This window comes from Arthrobacter sp. 10N418, from assembly GCF_056394725.1.
Window position 1 is genome coordinate 13,981 of the sequence record NZ_JBFTIK010000027.1, and the last position, 26,649, is coordinate 40,629.

Annotated in this window: 23 protein-coding genes and 2 riboswitches; of the genes, 18 read left to right on the forward strand and 5 right to left on the reverse strand. The window is 67.0% G+C overall.

What is annotated here, in order from left to right:
- Positions 1-64 precede the first annotated feature (64 nt).
- The 3 genes from AC1DCZ_RS17095 (at position 65) to AC1DCZ_RS17105 (ending at position 3,573) form a co-directional block, all read left to right on the forward strand.
- Complete coding sequence (locus AC1DCZ_RS17095) at positions 65-2,113, forward strand: flagellar biosynthesis protein FlhA (RefSeq protein WP_476975659.1); 2,049 nt, start codon at positions 65-67, stop codon at positions 2,111-2,113.
- Complete coding sequence (locus AC1DCZ_RS17100) at positions 2,091-3,233, forward strand: hypothetical protein (RefSeq protein WP_476975660.1); 1,143 nt, start codon at positions 2,091-2,093, stop codon at positions 3,231-3,233. The genes AC1DCZ_RS17095 and AC1DCZ_RS17100 overlap by 23 nt, the downstream gene beginning before the upstream one ends.
- A 73-nt stretch (positions 3,234-3,306) precedes the next feature.
- Positions 3,307-3,573, forward strand: coding sequence for a carbon storage regulator (locus AC1DCZ_RS17105; protein WP_476975661.1), 267 nt, complete (start codon positions 3,307-3,309; stop codon positions 3,571-3,573).
- 15 nt (positions 3,574-3,588) lie between these two features.
- Here AC1DCZ_RS17105 and flgN read toward each other — a convergent pair whose 3' ends face one another.
- Positions 3,589-4,110, reverse strand: a complete 522-nt coding sequence (gene flgN / locus AC1DCZ_RS17110) for a flagellar export chaperone FlgN (RefSeq protein WP_476975662.1) — start codon at positions 4,108-4,110, stop codon at positions 3,589-3,591.
- Positions 4,111-4,345: 235 nt separating this feature from the next.
- Here flgN and AC1DCZ_RS17115 point away from each other — a divergent pair, with 235 nt between their 5' ends.
- Entirely contained in the window at positions 4,346-5,164 is an 819-nt protein-coding gene (locus AC1DCZ_RS17115; protein ID WP_476975663.1) for a sigma-70 family RNA polymerase sigma factor, read from the forward strand.
- A gap of 150 nt (positions 5,165-5,314) precedes the next feature.
- The gene (locus AC1DCZ_RS17120) at positions 5,315-5,794 is read left to right on the forward strand and encodes a Dps family protein (protein WP_476975664.1); all 480 of its coding nucleotides are present in this window, start codon (positions 5,315-5,317) and stop codon (positions 5,792-5,794) included.
- 107 nt (positions 5,795-5,901) lie between these two features.
- On the opposite strand, the gene AC1DCZ_RS17125 is transcribed toward AC1DCZ_RS17120, so the two are convergent.
- Positions 5,902-7,476 carry an MFS transporter gene (locus AC1DCZ_RS17125; RefSeq protein ID WP_476975665.1) on the reverse strand — a complete coding sequence of 525 codons (1,575 nt, stop codon included), beginning with the start codon at positions 7,474-7,476 and terminating at the stop codon, positions 5,902-5,904.
- Between the two features lie 68 nt (positions 7,477-7,544).
- Here AC1DCZ_RS17125 and AC1DCZ_RS17130 point away from each other — a divergent pair, with 68 nt between their 5' ends.
- The 6 genes from AC1DCZ_RS17130 (at position 7,545) to AC1DCZ_RS17155 (ending at position 16,505) form a co-directional block, all read left to right on the forward strand.
- Complete coding sequence (locus AC1DCZ_RS17130) at positions 7,545-8,084, forward strand: TetR/AcrR family transcriptional regulator (RefSeq protein ID WP_476975666.1); 540 nt, start codon at positions 7,545-7,547, stop codon at positions 8,082-8,084.
- A gap of 219 nt (positions 8,085-8,303) precedes the next feature.
- Positions 8,304-8,402: riboswitch (glycine riboswitch) on the forward strand.
- A gap of 1 nt (position 8,403) precedes the next feature.
- Positions 8,404-8,519, forward strand: a riboswitch (glycine riboswitch).
- 51 nt (positions 8,520-8,570) lie between these two features.
- Positions 8,571-11,420 carry an aminomethyl-transferring glycine dehydrogenase gene (gene gcvP, locus AC1DCZ_RS17135; RefSeq protein ID WP_476975667.1) on the forward strand — a complete coding sequence of 950 codons (2,850 nt, stop codon included), beginning with the start codon at positions 8,571-8,573 and terminating at the stop codon, positions 11,418-11,420.
- 9 nt (positions 11,421-11,429) lie between these two features.
- Positions 11,430-12,563: a glycine cleavage system aminomethyltransferase GcvT gene (gene gcvT, locus AC1DCZ_RS17140; protein ID WP_476975668.1), complete on the forward strand. Its 1,134-nt coding sequence runs from the start codon at positions 11,430-11,432 to the stop codon at positions 12,561-12,563.
- A gap of 636 nt (positions 12,564-13,199) precedes the next feature.
- The gene (gene gcvH / locus AC1DCZ_RS17145) at positions 13,200-13,583 is read left to right on the forward strand and encodes a glycine cleavage system protein GcvH (RefSeq protein WP_476975669.1); all 384 of its coding nucleotides are present in this window, start codon (positions 13,200-13,202) and stop codon (positions 13,581-13,583) included.
- Positions 13,580-14,902 carry a serine hydroxymethyltransferase gene (gene glyA / locus AC1DCZ_RS17150; RefSeq protein WP_476975670.1) on the forward strand — a complete coding sequence of 441 codons (1,323 nt, stop codon included), beginning with the start codon at positions 13,580-13,582 and terminating at the stop codon, positions 14,900-14,902. Before gcvH ends, glyA begins: the two co-directional genes overlap by 4 nt.
- 190 nt (positions 14,903-15,092) lie before the next feature.
- On the forward strand, positions 15,093-16,505 hold the full coding sequence (locus AC1DCZ_RS17155) for an L-serine ammonia-lyase (protein WP_476975671.1): 1,413 nt from the start codon (positions 15,093-15,095) through the stop codon (positions 16,503-16,505).
- A gap of 3 nt (positions 16,506-16,508) precedes the next feature.
- Here AC1DCZ_RS17155 and AC1DCZ_RS17160 read toward each other — a convergent pair whose 3' ends face one another.
- Positions 16,509-17,063 (reverse strand): TspO/MBR family protein, encoded by a 555-nt coding sequence (locus AC1DCZ_RS17160; RefSeq protein WP_476975672.1) that lies wholly within the window; start codon positions 17,061-17,063, stop codon positions 16,509-16,511.
- Between the two features lie 115 nt (positions 17,064-17,178).
- Between AC1DCZ_RS17160 and AC1DCZ_RS17165 the strand changes: the two genes are divergently transcribed.
- Positions 17,179-18,252 carry a lipid II:glycine glycyltransferase FemX gene (locus AC1DCZ_RS17165; RefSeq protein WP_476975673.1) on the forward strand — a complete coding sequence of 358 codons (1,074 nt, stop codon included), beginning with the start codon at positions 17,179-17,181 and terminating at the stop codon, positions 18,250-18,252.
- 31 nt (positions 18,253-18,283) lie between these two features.
- Positions 18,284-19,780, forward strand: coding sequence for a threonine/serine exporter family protein (locus tag AC1DCZ_RS17170; protein WP_476975674.1), 1,497 nt, complete (start codon positions 18,284-18,286; stop codon positions 19,778-19,780).
- A 75-nt stretch (positions 19,781-19,855) separates the two neighbouring features.
- On the opposite strand, the gene AC1DCZ_RS17175 is transcribed toward AC1DCZ_RS17170, so the two are convergent.
- Positions 19,856-20,695: a siderophore-interacting protein gene (locus AC1DCZ_RS17175; RefSeq protein ID WP_476975675.1), complete on the reverse strand. Its 840-nt coding sequence runs from the start codon at positions 20,693-20,695 to the stop codon at positions 19,856-19,858.
- A gap of 52 nt (positions 20,696-20,747) precedes the next feature.
- Positions 20,748-21,518, reverse strand: coding sequence for a uracil-DNA glycosylase (locus tag AC1DCZ_RS17180; RefSeq protein ID WP_476975676.1), 771 nt, complete (start codon positions 21,516-21,518; stop codon positions 20,748-20,750).
- Between the two features lie 141 nt (positions 21,519-21,659).
- Between AC1DCZ_RS17180 and AC1DCZ_RS17185 the strand changes: the two genes are divergently transcribed.
- From AC1DCZ_RS17185 to groL, 5 genes are all read left to right on the forward strand, one after another.
- The gene (locus AC1DCZ_RS17185; RefSeq protein WP_476975677.1) at positions 21,660-21,989 is read left to right on the forward strand and encodes a DUF3263 domain-containing protein; all 330 of its coding nucleotides are present in this window, start codon (positions 21,660-21,662) and stop codon (positions 21,987-21,989) included.
- A 91-nt stretch (positions 21,990-22,080) separates the two neighbouring features.
- The gene (locus tag AC1DCZ_RS17190; protein WP_476975678.1) at positions 22,081-22,722 is read left to right on the forward strand and encodes a LytR C-terminal domain-containing protein; all 642 of its coding nucleotides are present in this window, start codon (positions 22,081-22,083) and stop codon (positions 22,720-22,722) included.
- Between the two features lie 159 nt (positions 22,723-22,881).
- Positions 22,882-23,085 (forward strand): cold-shock protein, encoded by a 204-nt coding sequence (locus AC1DCZ_RS17195; protein WP_476894714.1) that lies wholly within the window; start codon positions 22,882-22,884, stop codon positions 23,083-23,085.
- Between the two features lie 47 nt (positions 23,086-23,132).
- Complete coding sequence (locus tag AC1DCZ_RS17200; RefSeq protein ID WP_476975680.1) at positions 23,133-24,407, forward strand: ABC transporter substrate-binding protein; 1,275 nt, start codon at positions 23,133-23,135, stop codon at positions 24,405-24,407.
- Between the two features lie 295 nt (positions 24,408-24,702).
- Positions 24,703-26,340: a chaperonin GroEL gene (gene groL / locus AC1DCZ_RS17205; RefSeq protein ID WP_476894713.1), complete on the forward strand. Its 1,638-nt coding sequence runs from the start codon at positions 24,703-24,705 to the stop codon at positions 26,338-26,340.
- The last annotated feature ends 309 nt before the right edge of the window (positions 26,341-26,649 follow it).

The following is a 26,649-nucleotide window of genomic DNA, read 5'->3' on the forward strand; positions in this document are numbered from 1 at the left end:
TGCACCGCGTCCTGAACCGCGGGTTGAACACTTTGCGAACCAGCGTCTGTGAAAGGACCGCACCATGAACAACAGGCTCGCCCGACTGTCGGTGCCCATCGGCATCGTGGGCATCGTGCTGCTGCTGGTCGTTCCGGTGCCTGCGCCGCTGCTGGACTTCCTCATCGTCTGCAACATCCTGCTGGCCCTGCTGGTCCTGCTGACCAGCATGTTCGTCAAGAAGCCGCTGGACTTCTCCGTTTTCCCGTCCCTGCTGCTGGTGGCCACGCTGTTCCGGCTGGGACTCAACGTCGCCTCCACGCGGCTGGTCCTGGGGGCAGGCTACGCCGGCCAGGTCATTGAAGCGTTCGGCAAGGTCACCGTCGGCGGCTCCATGATCATCGGCGCCGTCGTGTTCCTCATCCTCGTGGTCATCCAGTTCGTCGTGGTCACGAAGGGCGCCGAGCGGGTGGCCGAAGTGGGCGCCCGCTTCACCCTCGATGCCATGCCGGGCAAGCAGATGGCGATTGACGCCGACCTGAACGCCGGGCTCTTGACCGATTCGCAGGCCCGTGAACGGCGGGCCGAGGTTTCCGCCGAGGCCGACTTCTACGGGGCCATGGACGGCGCCTCGAAATTCGTCAAGGGTGATGCGATCGCGGGCATCATCATCATAGTCATCAACTTTGTCGGCGGCATCGCCATCGGAATGGTGCAGCGCAGCCTGAGCATCGGCGACGCCCTCAACACCTACGGCCTCCTGACTATGGGCGACGGCCTCGTCACGCAGATCCCGGCGCTGCTCATGGCCGTCTCCACCGGCATGATCGTGACCCGATCCAACGCGGAGTCCGACATGGGCCGGACCGCGTCCACCCAGTTGCTGCAGTCACCGAACGCGCTCATGATCGCCGGCGTCGCGGCCATTGCCATGGCACTGATCCCCGGCATGCCGCCCATCCCGTTTGTCCTCGTAGGGGCCGGGTTGCTCTTCGCGTCCCGCAGGGTCGCCGCCAGGCAGCAGGACGCGGAAAAGACCCTCGAAGCCGAGGCAACCGCGCTGAACCACCCGGAAATGGATCCGAACGAGAAGCTGCTGGAGGACATGCGCGTCCACCCCGTGGAGATCCTCCTGGCACCGGACCTCGTGGACATGGTCTCCGGCGCCTCGGACGACCTCCTGGCCCGGGTCCGGTCACTGCGGCACAAAATTGCCATGGAGCTGGGCCTGGTCATCCCGCCCGTGCGCACGAGGGACAGCGTGGACCTGCCGCCCGCCACGTACTCGATCCGGATCGCCGGAGTCGAGGCCGGCCGCGGCACCGCGCCGTCCGGCCAGATGCTGGCGCTGGGGGACAGCCTGGATTCGCTCCCGGGGGTTGCGATGATCGAGCCCGTGTTCGGGCTGGCCGGAAAATGGATTCCGGCCGAAATGCGCCACAACGCCGAAATGACGGGCGCCACAGTGATCGACCGTGTCTCGGTCCTCGTGACGCACTTGTCCTCGATCCTCACGGCCAATGCGGCCCGGCTGCTGTCCCGCGAGGACGTCCGGGTCCTGACCGAAGGCGTGCGGAAGCTGAGCCCCTCCGCCGTCGACGAACTGACCCCCTCCCTCCTTTCCTTGGCCGAGCTGCAGCGCGTCCTCCAGGGCCTCCTGGACGAGCAGGTGCCCATCAACGATCTTGCCCGCATCTACGAGGCGCTCACGCTCCGCGCCAAGATCTCCACGGACCCGGAATCCCTCGTGGAATCCGCCCGCCAGGCCCTCGGTCCGGCCCTCACGGCCAAGTTCATGGACGGGCACGTGCTCAACGTCATCATGATCGACCCCCTCCTGGAGCAGTCCATGCTGGAGGACATGCGCCCCGCGGAAGGTGGCAGCCAGATCGTCATGGGGCAGGACCGGCTGGACTCCGTGCTGCGCTCCGTGCGCGCCGCCGCCGACTCCGCGGCCGCCGCCAACCACCAGGCCGTACTGGTGTGCGCCCCGGCACTCCGGCCGGCGATCCACCGCCTCGTGGGGGCACAGCCGGGGTCCATCCCCGTGCTCTCCTACCGCGAGGTCACCTCAGCCAACGTCAGGATCGAAACCGTAGGAGTAGTGCGCCATGCCGAACCGCTATCGGCTTAAAGGAAGCTCCCTGGAGGAAATCCGCCGCAAGGCAGAGCTGCAGTACGGCCCGGCAGCCCGGATCGTGTCTGCTGAACGCGTCATCAGCCAGGGCATCGCCGGCCTCTTCGCCGGCGACCGCTACGAGGCCATGATCGAAGTGCTGCCCAAGCATGAAGTGGTCAGCGGCGAAGTCGTCCCCGAACCAGACGTCCCGGCTGCGGCAGGCGCCGCGATCCCCGGCGGGACCGCTCCCGTCGCGTCGCACGACGCCGGGGCTGCCGCCTCTGGGCGTGCTGCGCCGGATGCTCCACCGGCCGCCGCCCGCGCCGCCGTCGGCCCTTCCCATCAACTGCAGGGCTCCGCCATCGCCGCCCTGCTGGAGGAGGCGGACGCTGCCGAGGCGAGCCTTCACCGGCCGTCCAACCCGGGTGTCTCCACCGAGTCGCCCGACTTCGCGGAACTGCTCGCGCAGCTCGGCGCCGGGCTCCGTCCCCCCGCCACGCCGGCACCGACCCAACCCGTCCAACCCGTCCAACCCGCCCAACCGGAACCCGGGGTCCGGGCTGACCGACCGGCCGGCACGGAGCAGAGGAACGTGTTCCCCGCACCGGACGCGGACGCGGCGCCCGCATCCGGCGCGGCGCGTGAAGCCGTCCCGGTGCCGCTCACCGGCGTCGGGGATCTCGTGGTGCTCGTAGGACTGGGGGAGGACGCCATGGATACCGCCTTGGCCATGTCGATGGCAGTCGGCGGCGCCGATGTCCGCACGGCAGGTGAGCTCTCCGCCTACGGCCACCTCCACGTGGACGGACGCCAGGGCGCGACGGCGGCCCGCGCCCATGCCGTGGTGACGGAGCGGACGGTCCTGGTGGCGTTCGGCCTTGGCAAAGCCCGCAACGCACTGGCCCGGGTGCCGTCGGTGGCGGCACTGAGCGCCGACCAGGTGTGGGTGGTGGTAGACGTTGGACGCAAGCACGAGGACACGGCGCGCTGGGTCCGTGTGTTGTCTGCCCAGCTGAACATCAGTGCAGTCGCTGTCGTCGGCGCAGGGGAAACGTCCACGCCCGAAAGCGTCAACGGCCTGGGCCTGCCCGTCGGCTGGATCGACGCAGGCCAGGCCGCCACAGCGAAAATCTGACCGGGGCAATCCGACATGAGTGAACCATCGGGAATCGTCCGAAGCTCCCCGCAGCGAAGGGTACATTGAGAGGATGCTGGTACTAACACGCAAGCCGGGCGAACAGATCATGATCGGCGACGGGATCGTCATCACGGTTCTGGAAGGCCGAGGCGACGGTGTTCGGATAGGCATTGAGGCACCCAGGGGTGTTCCGATCCAGCGCCGGGAAGTCATTGAGGCCATCGCCGCGGCAAACCGTGCCGCGGCGGAAGCCGGACCGGATGCCGAGGACGCACTGCGCGGCCTGGTGCCGCCGGCCGCCCCTGCCGCCCCTGCCGCCCCTGCCGCCGAAGACTGAATCCGGGATTCGGGATTAGTCCTGGTCCCCGCCGAGGTACTGGACTAACAGGGGCTGCGTAGCCCGCCGCGTGACAGCGAGTGCCCGCTCAACGTTTTGGGCCGTCGTCAGCTGCTCAAGCAGTCCGGCGGTGTCCGTCGCGCCCGGGCCGGAGGCTGCCGGCAATCGAAGGGTCCGTAAAGATTCCTCGTTGGCGTGGACGGCCTCGCTGAGGCGCCGGAGCAACCCGCGGAGCGCGTCAAGGTGTTCGTGCAGGATCTCGGGCCATGGGCCGGCCGGTGCCGCCCACATCAACTCGGTCAGGGTCGCCTGCGCCGGCAGGCCCCACGCAACCGCCACAGCGGCAGAATCCACGCTCCGGGCCAGGGCTTCGAAGCCCAGCCGGTCCAGGACGCTTTCGACTTCGGACGCTGTGAAATTGAGCCATTCAAGGTTCCCGGCCTCTACATGCAGCCGCTGCGTCTCCAGCCTGAACAGGAGCAGTTCCAGTTGCCGCCGCTCTTGCCAGAGCGCTGCCGAGAGGTCACTTGCGCCCATGGATCCCATTCCCCTGCCGTTCCCCCGGATGCGCGGGTTCGGCATTTTTAGCCAAGCTTTTCCCTGAGGGTACACGCAGATCGTGGATCAGGTGATAGGTTTCCTCCATGGGTGCTGCACCCAGGTTCGAACACCGCCTCCGATGGGGAGAGTCAGGGTCCGTATGCGGGTGCGGCTCTCAAGCGTTTTATTGGTTTGGAACGCTTTGGATCCGGTCTCATGGGGGGACACAGTATTGAATCGCGCGGAACGCAATGAGATGGTCACGCAGCACCTTCCGCTGGTGGGGTATCTCGTCTCAGATTTGTGCTCAAAGGCGTCACATCTTTCTCGCGATGACCTGGCTTCGGCGGGCGCTATTGCCCTGATTACGTCGGCCGATTCCTTTGATCCCGATCTCGGGGTGCCGTTCGGCGCCTTCGCGCGCCGGCGCATCCTTGGTGCCTTCGCCGACGAGATGCGGGCGAGCGACTGGGCCACCCGGTCCGCGCGGCGCCGGATCAAAGAAACCATGTCCGTGCAGGAAACCCTGGCGGCTGCTCTTGGCAGGACGCCCACTGTGGATGAACTGGCCTCGGCCCTGGGCGTCCAGCAGAGCGTCGTGGAGGCGGCGCTGGCCGATGCTTCCCGCACGCTGACGCCGCTTGATGAGGCCGTCGTGGACACGCTGGCTGCCGAGACACTGTCCCCGGAGCACTCGGTGCTCGCCGACGAGCGGCTCCAGTACCTCCGTGCCGCCGTCAAGTCCCTGCCCGAGCGGATGCGATACGTCGTCGAGGAAATCTACTTCGGCGACCGGACGGTCAAGGAGCTCGCCGCGGAACTCGGATCCACCCACGCCGCCGTGTCGCAGCAGCGCTCCGAAGCCATCCGACTCATGCGCGACGGACTGACCGCCCATTATGCCGACGATCCCGATCAGGGTTTCGAACCCCAGTCCAGGATCACCCCGCGGCGCCGGAACGATTACCTGGCACAGCTGTCCGAGGCGACCGTGGGCGGCATCACCAGGGCCATTTTCCCGCAGGGCCCTGTGCTGAACGAAGCTGTTTGAGCCGCCCCGCAAAAGGGCAGCGAGTCGTTAGCAAGCCCACTTAGTAAGCTGACTGAGAAATTCCGGGCGGAACCATCGCTGCCCCCATGTGCCCTGCGGTACCGTCTGAAGCATCGGACCTATCGGTACTGGATCTACCCAGGAGGATGCATGAAAGCTTCACCTACTCTGACCGCCAACCTGCAGTCAGTGCTCGCGGACCTTATCGAGCTTCACATTCAGGGCAAGCAGGCGCACTGGAACATTGTGGGCACGAACTTCCGGGACCTCCACCTGCAGCTCGACGAGATCATCGACGCGGCACGCGCGTTCGCGGATGACCTGGCCGAGCGGATGCGCGCCCTCCACGCCCTGCCGGACGGCCGCAGTTCCACCGTCGCCAAGTCCACGTCCCTGGCCGAGTTCCCGGCCGGCCTGATCAACACCAAGGACGCGATCGAGCGGATTGTTGCGGCCCTTGACGCAGCGGTCGGCACCATGCGGGAGGTCCACGATGAAGTGGATGAGGAAGACCCCACCACCGCGGACCTGCTGCACGCATTCATCGCGAAGTTTGAGCAGTACTCATGGATGGTCAACGCCGAGACCATGCGGGCTTCGGCCAGTGTGACCACCCCGGACAGCAAGTAGCCGGGGCGGCCACGACCTCATCAGTTCAAGGCCGTCCGCAGCGTCCGGAGCCGGGTTTCTCCCGGCGTCGGACGCTGTTGTTTAACCCTTGACCTCGGACGTGTCGCTTAGCGGGCGACGGGTACCTTGCGGAGGACGACGGCGGCCAGGACTGATGCTCCCGCCATCAGTACGAGTGCGATCGCAGCCGTGACGTGCACGCCCGAGTCGAAGGCGGCCCGCGCGGCGGCTGTCACGGCCTCGGCTGCCGGGCGGGGGAGCGTCTGCGCGAGTTCGACGGCGCCGGCGAGCGTCTCGCCGGCACGGCTGTTGGCTGCGTCCGACGCGAGCCCGGGAGCTTCGGCGGGGAGCCGGAAGTTGTGCTGGTAGGACGCTGTCAGGATGGAGCCCAGAATGGCCGTGCCCAGCAGGGAGCCGACCTCGTAGCCGGTCTCGGAAATGGCGGCCGCCGCCCCGGACTTGTCCGCGGGGGCTGCCGACAGGATCAGGTCGTTCGAAATCGTCTCCGCGGAGCCTACGCCCAGGCACAAGATCAGGAGGGCGCCGAGGAGTATGGCCGGACCGCTGCTGTGGTCGCCGAAGGCCACGAGGAAGTACCCTCCCGCGCTCAACAGGAGCCCGCCTGCCACCACAAAGCCCGGCCGGACTTTCCGCACCAGCGGCACCACCAGCAGGCCGGACACCACGGTGGCAGCCAGCGCCGGAACCATGGCGACGCCGGACGCCGAAGGGGACTGCGCCTCGAGCAGCTGAAGGTGCTGGGCCAGGAACAGGATGAAGCCGTTGTAGGAGAAGAGCGCCAGGACGTTGGCGGTGATGGCCGTGCTGAAGATCCTGTTGCCGAAGAGGCTGACATCGAGAAGCGGCGCCGTCTTGCCTCCCCTCCCAAGCGCCCGCTGGCGCCGGACGAACAGGTAGCCCATAATCAGGCCGAGACCGATGCTTGCCAAGGACTCCGGCGACAGGCCGTGGGTGGCGAGTGCCTTGATGCCGTAGACCGTCGGAACCATGGCCAGCAGGGACAGCCCGATGCTGGGCACGTCGGCCCGGCCCGGATGGGGATCGCGGGATTCCGGAATCAGGGCGGGCCCCAGCACCACCAGCGGCAGGATGATCGGCACGGCCACGAGCAGGACGGCTCCCCACCAGAAGTGCTCCACGAGCCAGCCGCCGACAATCGGGCCCAGGGCTGCGCCGCCGGAGAATCCGGACGCCCAGATGGCCACCGCCAGCCTCCGTCGGCCGGGCTCCGGAAAGATATTGCGGATCAAGGACAATGTGGACGGCATGAGCATGGCGCCGAAGAACCCCAGCCCCGCGCGTCCGGCGATCAGCCAGCCGGCGCTGGGGGCAAAAGCCGTGACGGCCGAGACGGCGGCGAAGCCGGCACTGCCTATGAAGAGGAGCCTGCGACGGCCGATCCGGTCTCCCATGCTGCCCATCGCCACCAGCAGGCCGGCAAGGACCAGGGGGTAGGTGTCGACAATCCAGAGCAGCTCGATGCCTGAGGCATGGAGGCCGTGGGCGATGGCCGGCAGCGCAAAAGTCAGGGCGGTGTTGTCCACGGCCACCAGCAGTACCGGGAACATCAGCAGGCCCAGGGCCAGCCAGTCACGCCACGGCGCCCGCGGGGGAGTCCGGATCCCTGTGCTGCTCAGTGTGGAAATCGACGTGGGCCTCATGGTTAATAACTGTACCGTCTGGACGGTGCAGTTAAGAAATGCGCGGAGCCCCGGGCATGATAGGAACCATGCCCAGAAAACCCGTCGCCCGTGAGGCAGTCCTCGACGCCTTTGAGTCCCTGCTCATCGAAGAGGGCGAACGTGCCGCGACCCTGGACGCCGTCGCCAAACGCGCGGGCGTCTCCAAAGGCGGGCTCCTGTACCACTTTCCGAGCAAGGAGGCGATGATCTCGGTGCTGCTTGAGCGGCTGGACCGGCTCCTCGCCCAGGATGTCGCGGCCATGGCGGCTGCTCCGGAAGGCGCCGCGGCGTACTTCATCAAGTCTTCCCTCTGGGCGGACACGCGCCTGGACCGGGCCTTTGTCGCCGCCACGCGACTGGCTGAAGTGGCGCATGAAGAGGCCCTGCACCGTTTTGCCGCCGCTCAGTCGCGCTGGCTGGAGCTGCTGGCCGGGGACGTCGGACCGGCCATGGCCAAGGCTGTCCTCTACATGGGGGACGGGCTGTACTTCAACGCGATGCTCGCCCGCGGCCCCGGCGGGCCCCTCCCGGAGGTCGGAGCGGACCTCGAGAGCCTGCTCACCGCCGTCGAACGGCTGCGCGGATGAGCAGTACTCCGGCCGCCGCCTGCCGAAGTCGCCGGAAACGTGCGAGCTGGCCGGAAAGTTCGGGCGACCTCGCACGTTTCCGGCGATCTGGTGGGCGGGGTTGTCTGGCCAGGCCGCCGGCGTAACCCTTGGACTCCCGGCGCAACCGGTTTGCGGACGCGGGCCCGGCGTAGGACAATGGAAGCTGTGACTGCGGTCACGAGCAATTGAATATGCCTTTGATCTGCGGCGGGAGAGTTCTGCAAGTAGGTACAAGCAGGCGCCGTAGGAGCAAACCCTCCCCAGGAATCTCTCAGGCCCATGTACCGCCGCGGCAAGGCAACTCTGGAAAGTAGCAGGCTGTCCCTGACACGCTGTGCTCACCGACGGTGCAAGCGAGGCCATGCGAGAGCACGGCTGCGCGGAAACTCTCAGGTCCAATACAGAGCGGGGAGGAACCCGAATCAATGTGGCGTACCCTGCGCCGCCTTAGTTATGGAGTTCCTTGTGACTGTTACCTCAGCCTCCACGTCCTTCGTTGACCGGCACATCGGCGCTCGCCGCCAGTCCGACGTCGACGCCATGCTGAAGGCTGTCGGCTACGACACCGTCGACGCCCTGGTGGACACCGCCGTTCCGAAGGACATCCGGCAGGACTCCCCGCTGGGGCTGGGGGAAGCCCTCAGCGAAGTCGAAGTCCTCGCCGAGCTGCGCCGGATTGCTGCGAAGAACAAGACCGCCGTCCAGATGATCGGCCAGGGCTACTACGACACCCTCACCCCGGCCGTCATCCGCCGGAACATCCTCGAGGCGCCGGCCTGGTACACCGCCTACACGCCCTACCAGCCGGAGATCTCGCAGGGCCGGCTCGAGGCGCTGCTGAACTTCCAGACCATGGTCCAGGATCTCGTCGGCCTGCCGATCGCCAATGCCTCCCTGCTGGATGAAGCCACCGCCGTCGCCGAGGCCGTCCTGATGATGCGCCGCGCCAACAAGAACAAGACGGCCCACGACGGCAAGACCGTCCTCGACGCCGACTGCCTGCCGCAGACCATCGCGATCGTCAAGGGCCGCGCCGAGGCCCTCGGCTTCGAGGTCGAGGTCGCGGACCTCTCCAAGGGCCTGCCTGACGGCGTCATCAACGGCGTTGTCCTGCAGCAGCCGGGCGTCTCCGGTCGCGCGTTCGACCACTCGGCCGTGATCGCCGAGGCCAAGGAACGCGGCGCCCTCGTGACAGTCGCCGCCGACCTCCTCTCCCTGACCCTCATCACCTCCCCGGGCGAGCAGGGTGCCGACATCGCCGTCGGTTCCGCGCAGCGCTTCGGTGTGCCGCTGTTCTTCGGCGGTCCCCACGCCGCCTACATGGCCGTCCAGAAGGGCCTGGAGCGGTCCATGCCCGGGCGCCTCGTCGGTGTCTCCAAGGACAACGCCGGCGTCCCCGCCTACCGCCTGGCGCTGCAGACCCGCGAGCAGCACATCCGGCGTGAGAAGGCCACGTCCAACATCTGCACCGCCCAGGCCCTGCTGGCCATCGTGGCGTCCTTCTACGCCGTCTACCACGGCCCGGACGGGCTCAAGGCAATCGCCGAGACCACCCACGGCCACGCCAAGACCATCGCCGCATCACTGAAGGCTGCCGGCCTCGACGTACTGCACGCGTCGTTCTTCGACACCGTGACGGTCTCCGTCCCGGGCAAGGCAGCAGACATCATTGCCGCCGCCGAGGCCAAGGGCATCAACCTGCGCTCCGTCGATGCCGACACCGTCGGCATCTCCGCCGATGAAGCCACGACGGCGGCCATCGTCGCCGACGTCGTCGCCGCCTTTGGTGCCACCGTGGTGGACGCGGTAGATGGCTTCGCCCTGGACGCCGCCGTCGAGCGCACTTCCGACTACCTCCAGCACCCGGTCTTCAACACGCACCGCTCCGAGACCCAGCTGCTGCGCTACATCCGCCGGCTCTCGGACCGCGACCTCGCGCTGGACCGCACCATGATCCCGCTCGGCTCCTGCACCATGAAGCTGAACGCCACGGCCGAGATGGAAGCCATCTCCTGGCCGGAATTTGCCTCCATCCACCCCTTCGCCCCGGAATCCCAGACTGCCGGCTGGCGTGAACTGATCGAAGACCTCGAAGCCCAGCTGACCGAGATCACCGGCTACGACCAGGTCTCCATCCAGCCGAACGCCGGCTCCCAGGGCGAGCTCGCCGGCCTTCTGGCCATCCGCGGCTACCACCACTCCCGCGGCGACTCGCAGCGCAACGTCTGCCTGATCCCGGCCTCCGCGCACGGCACCAACGCGGCCTCCGCGGTGCTCGCCGGCATGAAGGTCGTCGTCGTGGCCACCGCGACCGACGGCACGATTGACCACGCCGACCTGCAGGCCAAGATAGAGCTGCACAAGGACGCGCTGTCCGCGATCATGATCACGTACCCGTCCACCCACGGGGTGTACGACGCCGACGTCCGCGAAGTTTGCGACGCGATCCACGCTGCAGGCGGCCAGGTCTACATTGACGGCGCCAACCTCAACGCCCTCGTCGGTCTCGCCCAGCCGGGCCAGTTTGGCGGCGATGTGTCGCACTTGAACCTGCACAAGACGTTCTGCATCCCGCACGGCGGCGGCGGCCCCGGCGTCGGCCCGGTTGCGGCCAAGGCCCACCTGGCACCGTTCATGCCGGGCAACGCGGCGGATCCGGCCAACGGCGCCGACGGTACGCCGATCTCCGCGTCCCGCTACGGCTCCGCCGGTGTCCTGCCGATCTCCTGGGCATACGTGAAGCTCATGGGCGGGCAGGGCCTGACCGAGGCAACCAAGTCGGCACTCCTCGCGGCCAACTACATCGCGTCCCGGCTGAACGACTTCTTCCCGGTGCTTTACACCGGCGAAGGCGGCCTCGTGGCCCACGAATGCATCCTGGACCTGCGCGAACTCACGGCCAAGACCGGTGTGACCGCCGAGGACGTCGCCAAGCGCCTCATCGACTACGGCTTCCATGCCCCGACGCTCGCGTTCCCCGTGGCCGGCACCTTGATGGTCGAGCCCACCGAATCCGAGGACCTCGGCGAGATCGACCGCTTCATCCAGGCCATGGTGTCCATCCGCGCCGAAATCGACCAGGTGGCGCACGGCGACTTCACCGTGGAGCACAGCCCGCTGCGCAACGCCCCGCACACCGCTGCCGCCGTCATCAGCACCGACTGGACCCGAGAGTACCCGCGTGAGCAGGCCGTCTTCCCGGTTCACGCCCTCAGGCAGGACAAGTACTTCCCGCCGGTCGGCCGCATCGACGGTGCCGCGGGTGACCGCAACCTGATCTGCTCCTGCCCGCCGCTGTCCGAATTCGAAAACTAAGGATTGATGATGACTGAGAACTACACGGCCCTTTACGAAGAGCACAAGAAGCTCGGCGCCTCCTTCACGGACTTCGGCGGCTGGCAGATGCCGCTCAAGTACAGCTCCGAACTCGCCGAACACCACGCCGTCCGCAAGTCCGCGGGCCTGTTCGACCTCTCCCACATGGGCGAAGTCTGGGTCACGGGCCCGGACGCCGCAGCATTCCTGGACTACGCCCTCGTCGGCAAGATCTCCGCCATGGCGGTCGGCAAGGCCAAGTACTCGCTGATCTGCAACGAGGACGGCGGCATCATCGACGACCTCATCACCTACCGCCGTGGCGAACAGAAGTTCCTCGTGGTCCCCAACGCCGGCAACGCCAAGGTCGTGGCTGCCGCTCTGGCCGAGCGGGCTGCAGGCTTTGAGGTCACGGTCCACGACGTCTCGGCCGAGACTTCGCTGATCGCGGTGCAGGGACCCAAGGCGCAGGAAATCCTGCTGCGCCTGGTTCCCGCCTCCGAGCACGGCCTCGTCACGGACCTCAAGTACTACGCCGCCGTCGAAGTTCCCTTCCTCGTTGGCGGTACGAGCCAGGACCTCCTGCTGGCCCGCACCGGCTACACCGGCGAGGACGGCTTCGAGATCTTCGTCGCCAACCAGGACGCGGCAGCCCTCTGGCAGGCGCTTGTCGCCATCGCCGACGACGGCGAGCTGACCCCCGCCGGTCTGGCCTCCCGCGATTCGCTCCGCCTCGAGGCCGGCATGCCGCTTTACGGTAACGAGCTCTCCCTCGAAGGCGACCCGTTTGCTGCCGGCCTGGGCCCGGTCGTCGCGCTGACCAAGGAAGGCGACTTCGTCGGCAAGACCGCCCTCGCCGCCAAGAAGGAAGCGGGCGCCGGGTCCACCACGGGCCGCAAGCTCGTCGGGCTCAAGGGCCTCGGCCGCCGGGCCGGCCGCGGCCACTACCCGGTCCTCAAGGACGGCAACGTCGTCGGCGAAGTCACCTCCGGCCAGCCCAGCCCGAGCCTCGGCTATCCGGTAGCGATGGCGTACGTCGACGTCGAGTTCACCGAGCCCGGCACGGCGCTGGACATCGATCTGCGCGGCAAGGCCGAGCCCTTCGAAGTGGTCGTACTGCCGTTCTACAAGCGCCAAAAGTAGCCCGGCGCGGCCTGTCCCGGGGCCGTGGCTGGCTTCGGGACCGTCCGTCTGGGTTTTCACGCGTGCTCGCTCGTTTTCCCGCCGTCCCCCTAACCTCGCAAGCTCGGTCAGGGAACCCGGACGGCGGTCACTCGCTTAGACGCACGCTTTCGAAAACCCAGCCCGGCCGCCCTCTCAAGTTCAAATCACCTCCCGTTCCAAGCACCTTTGGAGGCGCTTTCGAACGCCAAAGGTGCTGGGGGATGTACCGCCTGCCGAGGCCCGGCCAGTCCCCACGGGTGCCGCGCCAAGCTCGATCATTGGGGGTTGAGCTTGATGACACCTTTGAAGCCAAGAAGTAGCCCGGCTCTAGAAGATATCGAAAGGACACGGTTTCTCTCCGGAGGACGGCTGGCCCCGAAAGCTGAACTGGATATTAGCGGCGGGGGCGCGGCATCCGGAAGCGTGCGTCTAAGGGGGGCCCACACCGTCAGGGTTCCCTGGCCGAGCTTGCGAGGCTAGGGAGACGGTGGGGAGCGTCGCGTCCGCTCAGCGGGCGCTTTCGCGACCGAGCACGCGGAGGATGGCGTACCCCGCCGGGCAACCCAGCCACAATTGATGTAGCCCACGACTTTTCACAACGTAAAGGAAAAACACATGGCAAAAGTTGCCCCTGAACTGCAGTACTCCGACGAGCACGAGTGGGTTGCGCGGGAGGCCGGGAACGTTGTGGCCATCGGCATCTCCGCCGTCGCCACGGACGCCCTCGGCGACATCGTCTACGTTGACCTGCCCGAGGTTGGCTCGGCCGTCACCGCGGGGGAGACCTGCGGCGAGGTCGAGTCGACCAAGTCCGTCTCGGACCTCTACGCCCCCGTCACGGGCGAGGTTACTGAAATCAACCCCGCCGTCGTCGACGATCCCGCACTGATCAACAGCGATCCGTACGGTGCCGGCTGGCTCTTCAAGGTCGCCGCTGAGTCCGACGGCCCGCTGCTCTCCGCCCAGGACTACGCATCCAAGAACGGCGGCGAGCTGTGAGCGCCGCAGGCACCGAGACTGCATTGGAGCAGGTTCTCTCCCCGAGCCTGGACGCCGAGTTGTCCGCCCTGGATCCGGAGATCGCTGAGCAGATCGACGCCGAGCTCACCCGCCAGCGGGACGGCCTGGAAATGATCGCCTCGGAGAACCACACGGCCAAGGCCGTCATGCAGGCCCAGGGCTCCGTGCTGACCAACAAGTACGCGGAGGGCTACCCGGGCAAGCGCTACTACGGCGGCTGCGAGCACGTCGACGTGATCGAACAGCTCGCCATCGACCGGGTCAAGGCCCTGTTCGGCGCCGAATACGCCAATGTGCAGCCGCACTCCGGCGCACAGGCCAACGCCTCCGTCATGCACGCCCTGATCCGCCCGGGCGACACCATCATGGGCCTGAACCTGGCCCACGGCGGGCACCTGACGCACGGTATGAAGATCAACTTCTCCGGCCGGCTTTACAACGTCATCCCCTACCAGGTCCGCGAAGAGGACCACCGGATCGACATGGCCGAGGTGGAGCGGCTGGCCCAAGAGCACAAGCCGCAGCTGATCGTGGCCGGCTGGTCCGCCTACGCCCGGCAGCTGGACTTTGCCGAGTTCCGCCGCATCGCCGACTCCGTGGGCGCCTACCTCATGGTGGACATGGCGCACTTCGCCGGGCTGGTCGCCGCGGGGCTGCACCCCTCGCCGGTGCCGCACGCCCACGTCACCACCTCCACGACGCACAAGACCCTTGCCGGTCCGCGCGGCGGCATCATCCTCTCCAACGACGCCGCCATCGCCAAGAAGATCAACTCGGCCGTGTTCCCCGGACAGCAGGGCGGCCCGCTGGAGCACGTCATTGCCGGCAAGGCTGTGGCGTTCAAGATCGCCGCGTCCCCCGAGTTCAAGGAACGCCAGGAGCGCGTCCTCGCCGGTGCACGGATCCTCGCCGAGCGCCTCGTCCAGGCGGATGTCACCGCCAAGGGGATCAACGTCATTTCCGGCGGCACTGACGTGCACCTGGTCCTCGTTGACCTGCGCAACTGCGAGCTCAACGGGCAGGAAGCCGAGGACCGCCTCGCGGCGATCGACATCACCGTCAACCGCAACGCCGTCCCGTTCGACCCGCGCCCGCCGATGGTCACCTCCGGGCTGCGGATCGGCACCCCGGCGCTGGCCACCCGCGGCTTCGGCGAAGCAGCCTTCACCGAGGTCGCCGACATCATCGCCGAGGCCCTGACCGCCGACGCCGGCGCGGACTTGTCCGGCCTGCGCGCCCGGGTGGAGGCCCTCGCCGCCGCCCACCCGCTCTACCCCTCGGTTGATAACCTCGCCTAGAGGACGTATTACAGAAGTAGCAGTAACACCCGCATTGCAGAAGTACCAGTACAGATCACGACGCCGGGCCGCCGCCACCAGTTGCCGCCCGGCGTCGTGCATCCGGCCGTGATGCCGCCCACCGGCGGTATGACCGCCTTCCGGCAGGACCCCCTGCCGGGCCACAGTAAGACCTAGTTAGGAACTGACCATGGCCGTTGGAGTCTTTGACCTTTTTTCCATAGGAATAGGACCGTCCAGTTCGCACACCGTGGGCCCGATGCGGGCCGCCGCAGTGTTCGCCGAAGAGCTGAAGGCGTCCGGAGACCTGGACCGGGTGGCGTCGCTGCGCGTGGACCTCTACGGTTCGCTCGCCGCCACCGGCCACGGCCACGGCACCATGACCGCCATCCTCCTCGGTTTGGAGGGCTTCCACCCGGAGCGCATCCTGCCGGAAGAAGTCGAAGAACGGCTCGCCGCGATCGCCGAGACCGGCACCCTGCAGTTGGCCGGAGCTGTGGCCCTGCCCTACGGAGTCCAGGACATGGTCCTGCGCCCCCTGACCATCCTGCCGCGGCACACCAACGGCATGACGTTTACCGTCTCCGGCGCCGACGGCGAAGTCCTCCACAAGGCGACGTTCTTCTCCGTCGGCGGCGGCTTCATCGTCCGCGAGGGGGAAGAGGACGCGGCTCTGAAGGAACTGGCGGAGTCGAAGAAGGAACTGCCGCTGCCGTTCCGCACGGCCGCGGAACTGCTGGGCCGCTGCCAGTCCAAGGGCCTGTCAATCGGCGAGATCATGTTCGTCAACGAGCGCGCCTCCCGCACCGAAGCAGAGATCCGCGAAGGCCTCCTGCATATCTACTCGGTCATGGAGGGCTGCGTCGAGGTCAGCCTCAAACGGGAGGGGCTGCTGCCCGGCGGGCTGAAGGTCCGCCGCCGCGCGCCCGACTGGCACGAGCGCCTCATGAAGGAAACCCGCGGCCAGGACCCCGACTACCGGGACCCGAAGTACTGGCAAGAATGGGTCAACCTCATCGCGCTCGCCGTGAACGAGGAAAACGCCTCGGGCGGCCGCGTGGTCACCGCGCCCACCAACGGCGCCGCGGGCATCATCCCCGCTGTCCTCTATTACGCCCTGCACTTCGCCCCCGGCATGGACAAGGCAACCCAGCAGGACCGCGACGACGTCGTGGTTAAATTCCTGCTGACCGCGGCCGCCATCGGGGTGCTCTACAAGGAGCAGGCCTCGATCTCCGGCGCGGAAGTCGGCTGCCAGGGCGAAGTGGGCTCGGCATCGTCGATGGCCGCCGCCGGCCTGGCGGAAGTCATGGGCGGAACGCCCCAGCAGGTCGAAAACGCTGCGGAAATCGCGATGGAGCATAACCTCGGCCTGACCTGTGACCCGATTGGGGGCCTCGTCCAGATCCCGTGCATCGAACGCAACGCGATCGCCGCAGCCAAAGCCATCAACGCCGCCAAGATGGCGCTGTGGGGCGACGGCTCGCACCGGGTATCCCTCGACGAGGTCATCGTGACCATGCGGGAGACGGGCAGGGACATGAGCTCCAAATACAAGGAAACCGCGATGGGCGGCCTCGCAGTGAATGTGGTGGAGTGCTAGGGGCTAGTTGTGCAGCGCCGCCCAGAGATTGAGGGACGCGGCGAAGACGATCCAGGACAGGTAGGGCAGCATCAGCAGCCCGGCCGTCCGGCTGATCGGGCCAAAGAGCATCACTGTTCCTGAAACGGCCGCCGCGAGCGCCACGATGATGGCGAAGGCGATCCACAGCGCAGGGGTGCCCAGCGCCGGATACAGGCCGAAGAAGGCAGGGGTCCACAGCAGGTTCAGCGCCAGCTGCAGGGCATAGACGGTGAGGGCAGCCCGTGACCCTTCCGCGCGGCGGCGCCAGATGAGCCAGGCTGCGACGGCCGTGGCCGTGTAGAGCACGGTCCAGACCGGCCCGAAGACCCAGTTCGGCGGTGACCAGGGCGCCTTGTCGGCGCCCGCATACCAGCCGTCCACGTTCTTGAACGTCGCCAGGCTGCCCACGGCCGCCACAAGCGCAGAGGCGCCGAGGAACAGCAGCAGCCCCGTCACGCGCAACCCCGGCCCGGTCCTTGCGGATCCCGCGGTTTCGGCCCCGGAGCCCTGCGCAAACAGTCCATGGTCAGCCTGCATGACTCCAGCGTAGCCGCTCTGCCCGGGCCGGGGGCAGGGTGCAGGACGGATAGACTTGAGGCTGCATGTCCGCATGCCGCCGAAGCTCATTCCGCAATGATTGGATACCGCGCACTTGCGAGAATTCACTGCCCGCTTTGCCTCCGCCGAAGAGGTCGCCAACTGGGACTCCCACGTCACCGCGAACCCGAACGGCGGCAATCTGCTGCAATCCGAGGCGTTCGCCGAGGTCAAGCAGCACTTCGGCTGGAAGCCCCTGCACCTGGTCTATGAGACCGCGGACTACACGAGCTACAACCTGGTCCTGGAGAAGTCCTTCCCCCTCCTCGGTAAGCTCTGGTACCTCATCAAGGGGCCGGATGTGGCCGACGTCGAGGACATTCCCGGCATCGCGGCGGCCAACGCCGACTTCGTCAAGCGGGCCAGGCTGGGCGTGTTCGCCGTCAAGATCGAACCTGACATCGTGTTGTCCGACGGGGCGAAGCGCGTCATCGAGGCGGCCGGTCTGGTCAAGACCCACAACCTGCAGCCCAACGACTCCACGGCGCTGCTGGACATTTCGCCCCAGGAAAACCAGCTGCTGCGCAATCTGCATTCCCGCGGCAGGAATGCCGTGCGCCGGGCCATCCGCGAAGGCGTTGAGGTCCGCAACGTCGAACCCACGGAAGAGAACTTCCGTGCGATGTACGCCTTGATGACCAACACGGTGGAGGCCAAGTCCCAGGTCCGGGTCCGCGAATACGACTACTACCGCCAGTTCTGGACCAACTTTTTCAACCGCGGCCAGGGCAGACTGCTTTTCGTCTACGAGAACGGAGAGCCGTCGGTCGGTGCCTTCGTCATCAACTATGGCCGCAAGGCAACGTACAAGGATGGCGGCTCCCTCCAGAAACGCAGCCAGTACGGTGATTCACACCTCGTGCAATGGACCGCCATCAACCAGCTCAAGGAACTCGGCTGCACCGAGTACGACTTCTGCGGCACGCCGCCGAGCGACCAGCTCAAGGACACCTCCAACCCCTTCCACGGACTCGGACTGTTCAAGACCAGCTTCAGCAAGACTGTCACCGACTTTGTCGGCTGCTACGACCAGGTCCTGAGCCCGCTGAAGTACAAGGCCTGGATGGCCGCCGGTGAGCGGGTGGCGCGCCAGCTGTACACCCGACGCTCGGGCCAGCAGTTCTACTGAGCCGGCCAGGACGAAAATTGAGGAGGCCGGAATGACCAAAGCACCCGACGGCCGCCGCAGGCCCCCCACGGACGGCCTGCCCCGGACCGAGCCGATGTCGCCCATGCAGGTGCGCCAGAATGCCGCCGCCAAGCGCATGCTCCGCCGGCTCGTCCAGGGGGAGAACCCCCCGACAGCCCCCATGAGCATCGTGGACCGGCTGGCCGGCAGCCCCTACGCCAACCCCATGATCCAGGTCGGCGGGGTGGACACCTCCGCCCGCAAGACCATCGACTTCGCGCTGCACCTGGCCGAATCCATGTTCCGGTACGGCGCCGGCGCGCTGGAAGTCGAAACCAGCATCATCGCCATCACGGCCGCCCTGGGGCTGAAGAACATCGAGGTGGACATCACCAACCAGTCGGTGGCCATCAACTACGCGCCCAAGGACCAAACCCCCATCACGCTCCTGCGCGTGGTGCGGTCCTGGACCAACAACTATGCGGGCCTGGCGAAGGTGCACCAGCTGGTCACGGACATCGTGGCCGGCGGCGTCGGCCGGGAAGAGGCCGTGCGCCGGCTCGAGGAAATCATTCGCAGCGCCAAGCCGTTTCCGCGCTGGATGGTGACCGTGGCGTTCGGGGTCTTCTCTGCAGTCTTCGTCGGGGTGCTTGGCGGCGGGCCGGGCGCCTCCGCGGTCGCCTTCCTGTCCAACCTGCTGGTGAGCCTGTTGGCCCGGCAGCTCGGGCGATGGCGCACACCCGACTTTTTCATCACCGCATCGTGTTCCTTCCTGGTCACCATCATCGCCCTGCTCCTCTGGCGCTTCGGCAGCCCCGTGGGGATCCAGATCGCTCCGGCCATCGTCGTAGTGGGCGGGATCCTGCTGCTCCTGCCGACCGGCCGTCTGGTGTCGTCGGTACAGGACGCCATCAACGGGTTCCCCGTCACGGCGGCCGGCCGGTTTCTGTCCACCATGCTGACCTTTGGCGCGCTCGTGGCCGGGATCGCCGTCGGCTTTGTGGTGGGCGACATGACCGGCATGGAGAAGATCAACGTCACCGAAACATTCCCGCCCGCGTATCCCTTGTGGGCGGTGATCATCATGATCGCGGTCGCGGTGCTCATGATCGGCATCACCGAGCAGACCTCGTGGACGCTGCTGCTGCCGACGGCGGCCGTCGGCGTCGTCGGGTACCTCGTCCTGATCGGGGGCGACGCCATCGGAATCGGTGCCCGGTTCGCGCCGGCCCTCGCCGCCGTCGTGATCGGGCTGCTGGCCCGCGTGGTGGCGCTGCGGATGGGGGCGCCGCAGCTCGTGGTGGCCGTCCCGGCGGCGCTGATCCTCCTGCCCGGACTCACCATATTCCGCTCCATGTATGTATTGACCATCGAGGAATCGGAGATCCTCATGGGAGCCGGCGGCATGCTCAACGCCGGGGCCATCGTGCTGGGCGTTGCGGCAGGAATCGTGCTCGGTGACACCCTGGCGCGGCCGCTGACCCGGAGCCTGGCAAGCAACGAACGACGCCGGGCTCGCCGCCGCTAAGCTGCGCCACCACACCCCGTCCTGTCTCCCGGAGGCACCCGGCAGCGCCGGTTGTGCGGCGTTGGATCTTGCTGCTTAGATCTTGCCGATGGGGAGTTTTTTCTCCGCCTGGAAGTCGTCCTCCACCCGGCCGTTGGCCCAGTAGCCGGACAGTGAAACCTGTGCTCGCTCCAGGGACCGCTGGACATAGAACACGTCCCGCAGGCTCTTCATGTAGCCGCGTTCTCCATGGGCAAAGACGTGCACCCGGCCTTCGGGCCAGTCGGCGTCCCGGACGGCGGTGACCAGGATGTCGCTCGTCCCGGCGGGGACGCCGCCGCGCCGGAGCCAGCGCAGTTCAACCCCGGCCGGTGCGGCGATCGCCTGGATATCGGCGTCGGTGTCGACTTCCAGGAACGCCAGTCCGCGGGCATCCGGAGCCAGCGACTCAATGGCGGCGCTGATGGCCGGCAGCGCGGACTCATCGCCCGCGAACAGGTGCCAGTCCGCTGCCGGATCCGGGTTGTAGCCGCCGCCCGGCCCGGTGAAAATGAGGGCGTCCCCTGGTTCGGCCGCGGCCGCCCACGGCCCGGCAAGGCCTTCGTCGCCGTGGATGACGAAGTCGATGGCTAGTTCCCGGGCGGCCTGATCGACCCAGCGGACGGTGTAGGTCCGGGTGTGCGGCCACTCGTGGCGGGGCATGGTTTCCCTGACCGCCCACAGGTCCAGCGGAGCGGGGTATTCGATGCCGGGCTGCGGGAACACGATCTTGACGTACCGGTCCACGAATTCGTTGTTGACGTAGCTGTCAAAGCCCGGGCCGCCCGCAATGATCCGGACCATGTGCGGTGACAGTTGCTCGCGGCGCAGGACCGTGAGGTTCGTCTGCGGGCGCGATTTCCGGGTGGCAGAGGTGGCGGCGGGGACTGATGTCATGGAGCTAAGCCTAACCAAAGAAGCCTGAGCGGATGCCTGAGTGCGGGGCCCGTTACGGCAGCGGCGGCAGTTCCCAGTCCACTTCGCCGTCGCCCTGCTCCAGGAGCAGTTTGTTGGTGCGGCTGAAGGGCCGGGAGCCGAAGAAGCCCCGCGAGGCCGAGAGCGGGCTGGGGTGGGGGCTGGCGATCACCGGCGCGGTGCCCAGCAGCGGTTTAGCCGATTCCGCGTCCTTGCCCCAGAGGATGACGACAAGGGGTGCCGGCCCGCCGTCTGCGGTGCGGCGGTGGGCAACTGCGGTGATGGCCGCTGCCGTGATGGCTTCCCAGCCCTTGTTCCGGTGTGAGCCTGCGGCCCCGGCCTGGACGGTCAGGACCCTGTTCAGCAGCAGGACGCCTTGTTCGGACCAGCATCCAAGATCCCCGTGGACCCGCGGCGGGAGGCCCAGATCGGCGTCGAGCTCCTTGTAGATATTGGCGAGGCTGCGCGGGATGGGCCGGGTGGTGCCGTCCACTGCGAAGGACAAGCCCACGGCGTGGCCGGGCGTCGGGTAGGGGTCCTGGCCCACGATCAGGACCCGGACGTCGGCCAGCGGCTGCCGGAAGGCCCGCAGCACGTTCGACGGCGGCGGCAGGACTTTGTGCCCGTCGGCGACTTCAGCGGCGAGGAATTCCAGCACAGCCCGCAGCTGCCCCTCGACCGGGGAGAGAGCGTCTGCCCAGTCCGGCGCGACGAGTTCACCCAGGGGCATGCTGGCCATCTCGGCGAAGCTCACGGTTTCTGCAGTGTGAGGTTCGTGCTCGAACAAGGCAAAGGAATCGACCATGGGCTCCATTCTCGCAGGCTGCTCCGACAACGTACGGGCTGGTCCGAAAAGCTCTCGAAACCGGTCCGGCGCAAATGACAAGGCTGTGGTTCGCCCGTACCATGGGGGAGGAATTCATCCGAACGAGTCAGGGAGTGTGTCGTGGCCGAACAAGCGCAAGAGCTCCTGCCCGCGGACCAGACTGCGGAAGCTGCCGAACTTCGGGGTTCCCGCGGGAACTCTCCGCTGAGCAGCCGAGACCAGCAGATGCTGGCCCTGGAGCGGCAGTGGTGGAAATACGCCGGGGCCAAGGAACAGGCCATCCGGGAACTCTTCGATCTGTCCGCCACGCACTATTACCAGATCCTAAACGCGCTCATCGATACAGAGGATGCGCTGGCCCACGATCCTATGCTTGTGAAGAGATTGCGTAGACTACGTACGTCACGCCAACGTGCCCGCACTGCACGCCGGTTGGGGTCAGACGCGTAAAACCGCGGGAATCACAGCCGGATTCGCACGCTTGTGCGCCGGCTCCGGCCTCGGGCACCTCGTAAGAAATCAGCAAGGACGTCGTTTTACCATGACCAAATACGCACGGGATGAATTTGATCGGGTCCCGGAGACCTCCGCACGGCAGGGGGTCCACCGGGCCGCCGCCGAATCTCGCCGCCGCAGCCTCATGCCCATCCTCGCCTTCGGATGTGTGGCGTTGGCCATCGGTCTCGTGGCCTTCCTGATCCTGCCCAAGCTCGGATTCTCCTCCGCTGGCGAAACCTCGGCGCTGTCGGCCGCCCAGGCCGGCGTCAGCGTCTCGGCATCGCCCGCACCGACCGCGGGCAGCGCGGCTCCTGCGAGCCCACCGGCGCCCAGCGCCCAGCCCACCGACGCGCCCTCGGCCGCGGCCTCCGCCACCGCCACCGTCGCACCTAAGGCGGCTGCCGCCGCCGTCGACAAGACCCAGCCGGTGACCATCTACAACGGCACCACGACCGCTGGGCTCGCCAGCCGGGTCGGTGGCACTGTTTCCACAGCGGGCTGGACACTCGGTACGTTGGGCAACTGGCCCGGCGCCCGGCAGGCCACCTCCGTAATCTTCTACAGCAGCGCGGCGCAGAAGGGCAACGCCGAGGCGCTGGGGAGCCTGCTTGGCATCCCGACGACTGTGGAGTCCGCCGATTTCAAGGTCCCCCTCGTTGTTGTCCTGGGGCCCGGCTTCAAGTAGCTGGATCCGGTTACGCCTGAATAACTATTCGTCGCCGACCGGGCAGGCAGCCTGCCCGCCCGGGGAAGGCTGTAGGTAGAGTATCTGCGGACTTCGTTTCGTATTCCGCGGCGCACATTGAGGTGGGCCGCCCGCAAGCTAACTGAAAGTGTGGACACAATGGCACTGGGAACCGTCAAATGGTTCAACGCCGAAAAAGGCTACGGCTTCATCACCGTGGACGACTCCGGGAATGACGTGTTCGTGCACTGGTCCGCGATCGTCGGGGACGGCTACCGCGCCCTGGACGAAGGCCAGCGCGTAGAGCTGGAAGTCGGCGAGGGCGAGAAAGGCCCGCAGGCCGAAAGCGTCCGGCCCGCCTAGTGACATTCCCTGCTGCAGCGCACGCCCGACACGCCCCTGCCCGACGCCTGACGCGGCTTCTGCGCCCGGTCCGCGCCGTAGCCATCGGAGGGGCCGCGGTTCTGGCCCTGTCGGCATGCCTGGGCCCGTCAGGCAGCGCCCGCGTGGCCGGCGCTGACGCCAGCGGCGACGGCACGCTGCGGATAGGCCTGATCCTGGACAATACCGGCGCGCAGAACTTCCTCAATGCTCCCCAACTGGCCGCCGCCAAGCTTGCAGTCAAGGAAATCAACGCGGCCGGCGGCCATAAAGGCAAACCGGTCGAGCTGCTCCCGGAAACGATCAGTGCGGACGCCGCTGCCCAGGCCAAATCCCTGGTGGCGGCCAAAGCCGACGTCGTGATCGGCCCGACGGATTCCAGCCACGCCCCCGGTGCCATCGACGTGCTCTCCAACGCCAAGATTGCCGTGATTTCGCCAGCCAATTCCGCCGGCGGCCTCAGCACCTACAAGAGCGGTGGCTACTATTTCCGCACGTCGGCTTCCGACGTCGCCCAGGCCCCCGTCCTGGCCAAACTCGTCAAGGACGGCGGCGCCAAGACTCTTGCCGTGGTGCACGAGGAAGGCAGCTACGGCACGGACGTCGCGGCGGCTGTGACCGCCGCCGCCAAACAGGCCGGAATGGATCTCGTGGCCGACGCCGAGTTCAAGCCGGGGCAGGCGCAACAGGCGGCAGCCACCGCCAAGGCGGCGGCGCCCGACGCCGTCGTCCTCATCGCCAAGGCGGGTGCTCAAGGCGCCATCGCCGAACTGAACAACGTGGGGCTCGCAGGCAAGAAGCTCATCCTCAGTGACGGGGCCGTCAACCAGTACGGTTCCGGGCTGGGCGCGAACGCGCTCGACGGCGCGCGCGGGATCCTGCCCGGCCTGTACGCGTCCGCGGCGTTCCAGGCCTCGCTGGTGGCCGTGGATCCGGGCCTGAAGGACATGACGTTCGCCGCTGAGACCTACGACGCCGTCATGCTCGCTGCCATCGCGGCTGCTTCAGCGCAGGACGACGCCGGCACCTCCATCGCCGCGAACCTCGTCGCCGTCTCCGGCGGGACCGTACAGCCCACCCGCGGCGGGCAGTCGGCCGGTGACGCCCAAACGTGCAAGTCCTACAAGGAATGCAACGACGCGATCCGCGCGGGCAAGCGCCCCGACTACGACGGCGCCTCCGGGCGGATCAACTTCGACGCCACCGGCGACATCACGGAGGCGAACTACACGGTCTACGCCTACGGCGCGGACAACAAGGCCACAATGAGCGGCAACGAATCCTCGAGCAGCAGCGGCCGCTGATCGCTTGTAGCGTATTGGGCCGCCGAACGGCGCGGCCCCGGCAGCCCACTGCTTGCACTCTCCCCGGGGGAGTGCTAATTATTGACTTAGCACTCCCGCGTACTGACTGCTAAAACGACGCCCGGTTCCGCCGGTTGCGACGCGAGGCATTGGGGCCGGGAGCGAAAGAAATACCTGGCTGGGGTGAGATCCCGGACCCAGCGGCATACAGAGGCCGCCGGGGAAGGATCGTCCGTCGCGGGCACCGCAGCAAAGGTTCATTCTTAACGACTGTCCCGAAAGGACTACTGCCGTTATGGCCAAGATCATTGCATTTGATGAAGAGGCACGCCGCGGTCTTGAGCGGGGCCTGAACATCCTCGCCGACGCCGTCAAGGTCACCCTCGGCCCGCGTGGACGCAACGTCGTCCTCGAAAAGAAGTGGGGCGCCCCCACGATCACCAACGATGGTGTTTCCATCGCCAAGGAGATCGAGCTGGACGATCCTTACGAGAAGATCGGCGCCGAGCTGGTCAAGGAAGTTGCCAAGAAGACGGACGACGTCGCTGGCGACGGCACCACCACGGCCACCGTTCTGGCACAGGCCCTGGTCAAGGAAGGCCTGCGCAACGTCGCGGCCGGCGCTGACCCGCTGTCCCTCAAGCGCGGTATCGAGAAGGCTGTAGAAGCCGTCACCCGCGAACTCCTGGCATCCGCCAAGGAGATCGAAACCAAGGAAGAGATTGCCGCCACGGCGTCGATCTCGGCAGGTGACAACGAAATTGGCGCCCTGATTGCCGAAGCCCTGGACAAGGTCGGCAAGGAAGGCGTCATCACCGTCGAGGAGTCGAACACGTTCGGCCTCGAGCTGGAGCTCACCGAAGGCATGCGCTTCGATAAGGGCTACATCTCCGCGTACTTCGTCACTGACGCCGAGCGCCAGGAAACGGTCCTTGAGGATCCGTACATCCTGATCGTGAACTCCAAGATCTCCAACGTAAAGGAACTGGTTGCTGTCCTCGAAAAGGTCATGCAGTCCAACAAGCCGCTGCTGATCATTGCCGAAGACATCGAGGGCGAGGCCCTGGCCACCCTGATCGTCAACAAGATCCGCGGCACGTTCAAGTCCGTCGCCGTCAAGGCCCCGGGCTTCGGCGACCGTCGCAAGGCCCAGCTCGCGGACATCGCCATCCTCACCGGTGGCCAGGTCATCTCCGAGGAAGTCGGCCTCAAGCTTGAGACCGCCGGCCTCGAACTCCTCGGCCGCGCCCGCAAGGTCACTGTGACCAAGGACGAGACCACGATTGTCGAGGGTGCAGGCGACGCCGACCAGATCGCAGGCCGCGTGTCCCAGATCCGCGCCGAAATCGAGAACTCCGATTCCGACTACGACCGCGAGAAGCTGCAGGAGCGCCTGGCCAAGCTGGCCGGCGGCGTTGCAGTCATCAAGGCCGGTGCCGCAACCGAAGTTGAGCTCAAGGAACGCAAGCACCGCATTGAGGACGCAGTCCGCAACGCCAAGGCTGCTGTCGAAGAGGGCATCGTCGCCGGCGGTGGCGTTGCCCTGATCCAGGCCGGTGCCAAGGCATTCGCCAACCTGCAGCTCGAAGGCGACGAAGCAACCGGCGCGAACATCGTCCGCGTTGCCATCGACGCCCCGCTGAAGCAGATCGCTTTCAACGCCGGCCTCGAGCCCGGCGTCGTGGTGGACAAGGTCCGCGGCCTGCCTGCAGGCCACGGCCTCAACGCCGCAACCGGCGAGTACGTCGACCTGCTGGCTGCCGGCATCAACGACCCGGTCAAGGTAACCCGCTCTGCCCTGCAGAACGCGGCGTCCATCGCCGGCCTGTTCCTCACCACCGAGGCCGTCGTGGCCGACAAGCCGGAGAAGAACTCCCCGGCCATGGGCGGCGGCGACGACATGGGCGGCATGGGCGGCATGGGCGGTTTCTAACCACCCGGCTCCCAAGCCCCTGAACGCCTGACCCACAAGGTCCGGTTTCAACGACGGCGGTCCCACCTTCGGGTGGGGCCGCCGTCGTCAGTTAATGACGGCCCCGGTCCAACCCTCCCTCACGAATCGCCCCCCTCTATCCAACCCTCCCTCACGTATCGCCCCGTTACATTTATTGGGTCCCCGATCGCAGGGGACTTGGTCGCTGGACCCGGTATGACTTTCTCGCCCTGTCACTGATGATCCGGGGGGTGTTGTCGCCGGGTTCGGAGGCACTTGTTGACCGCTGATAGGGACACGGCCGGGCGG

Excerpts from the sequence above, each read along its gene's own strand:
- AC1DCZ_RS17155 (WP_476975671.1), top strand. The coding sequence starts at position 15,093 with ATGGCCGTTGGAGTCTTTGACCTTTTTTCCATAGGAATAGGACCGTCC.
- AC1DCZ_RS17190 (WP_476975678.1), top strand. The coding sequence starts at position 22,081 with ATGACCAAATACGCACGGGATGAATTTGATCGGGTCCCGGAGACCTCC.
- AC1DCZ_RS17180 (WP_476975676.1), bottom strand. The coding sequence starts at position 21,518 with ATGGTCGATTCCTTTGCCTTGTTCGAGCACGAACCTCACACTGCAGAA.
- AC1DCZ_RS17130 (WP_476975666.1), top strand. The coding sequence starts at position 7,545 with ATGCCCAGAAAACCCGTCGCCCGTGAGGCAGTCCTCGACGCCTTTGAG.
- AC1DCZ_RS17120 (WP_476975664.1), top strand. The coding sequence starts at position 5,315 with ATGAAAGCTTCACCTACTCTGACCGCCAACCTGCAGTCAGTGCTCGCG.
- AC1DCZ_RS17160 (WP_476975672.1), bottom strand. The coding sequence starts at position 17,063 with ATGCAGGCTGACCATGGACTGTTTGCGCAGGGCTCCGGGGCCGAAACC.
- AC1DCZ_RS17125 (WP_476975665.1), bottom strand. The coding sequence starts at position 7,476 with ATGAGGCCCACGTCGATTTCCACACTGAGCAGCACAGGGATCCGGACT.
- gcvT (WP_476975668.1), top strand. The coding sequence starts at position 11,430 with ATGACTGAGAACTACACGGCCCTTTACGAAGAGCACAAGAAGCTCGGC.
- AC1DCZ_RS17195 (WP_476894714.1), top strand. The coding sequence starts at position 22,882 with ATGGCACTGGGAACCGTCAAATGGTTCAACGCCGAAAAAGGCTACGGC.
- flgN (WP_476975662.1), bottom strand. The coding sequence starts at position 4,110 with ATGGGCGCAAGTGACCTCTCGGCAGCGCTCTGGCAAGAGCGGCGGCAA.
- AC1DCZ_RS17175 (WP_476975675.1), bottom strand. The coding sequence starts at position 20,695 with ATGACATCAGTCCCCGCCGCCACCTCTGCCACCCGGAAATCGCGCCCG.
- groL (WP_476894713.1), top strand. The coding sequence starts at position 24,703 with ATGGCCAAGATCATTGCATTTGATGAAGAGGCACGCCGCGGTCTTGAG.
- gcvH (WP_476975669.1), top strand. The coding sequence starts at position 13,200 with ATGGCAAAAGTTGCCCCTGAACTGCAGTACTCCGACGAGCACGAGTGG.
- AC1DCZ_RS17095 (WP_476975659.1), top strand. The coding sequence starts at position 65 with ATGAACAACAGGCTCGCCCGACTGTCGGTGCCCATCGGCATCGTGGGC.
- AC1DCZ_RS17100 (WP_476975660.1), top strand. The coding sequence starts at position 2,091 with ATGCCGAACCGCTATCGGCTTAAAGGAAGCTCCCTGGAGGAAATCCGC.
- AC1DCZ_RS17105 (WP_476975661.1), top strand. The coding sequence starts at position 3,307 with ATGCTGGTACTAACACGCAAGCCGGGCGAACAGATCATGATCGGCGAC.
- AC1DCZ_RS17170 (WP_476975674.1), top strand. The coding sequence starts at position 18,284 with ATGACCAAAGCACCCGACGGCCGCCGCAGGCCCCCCACGGACGGCCTG.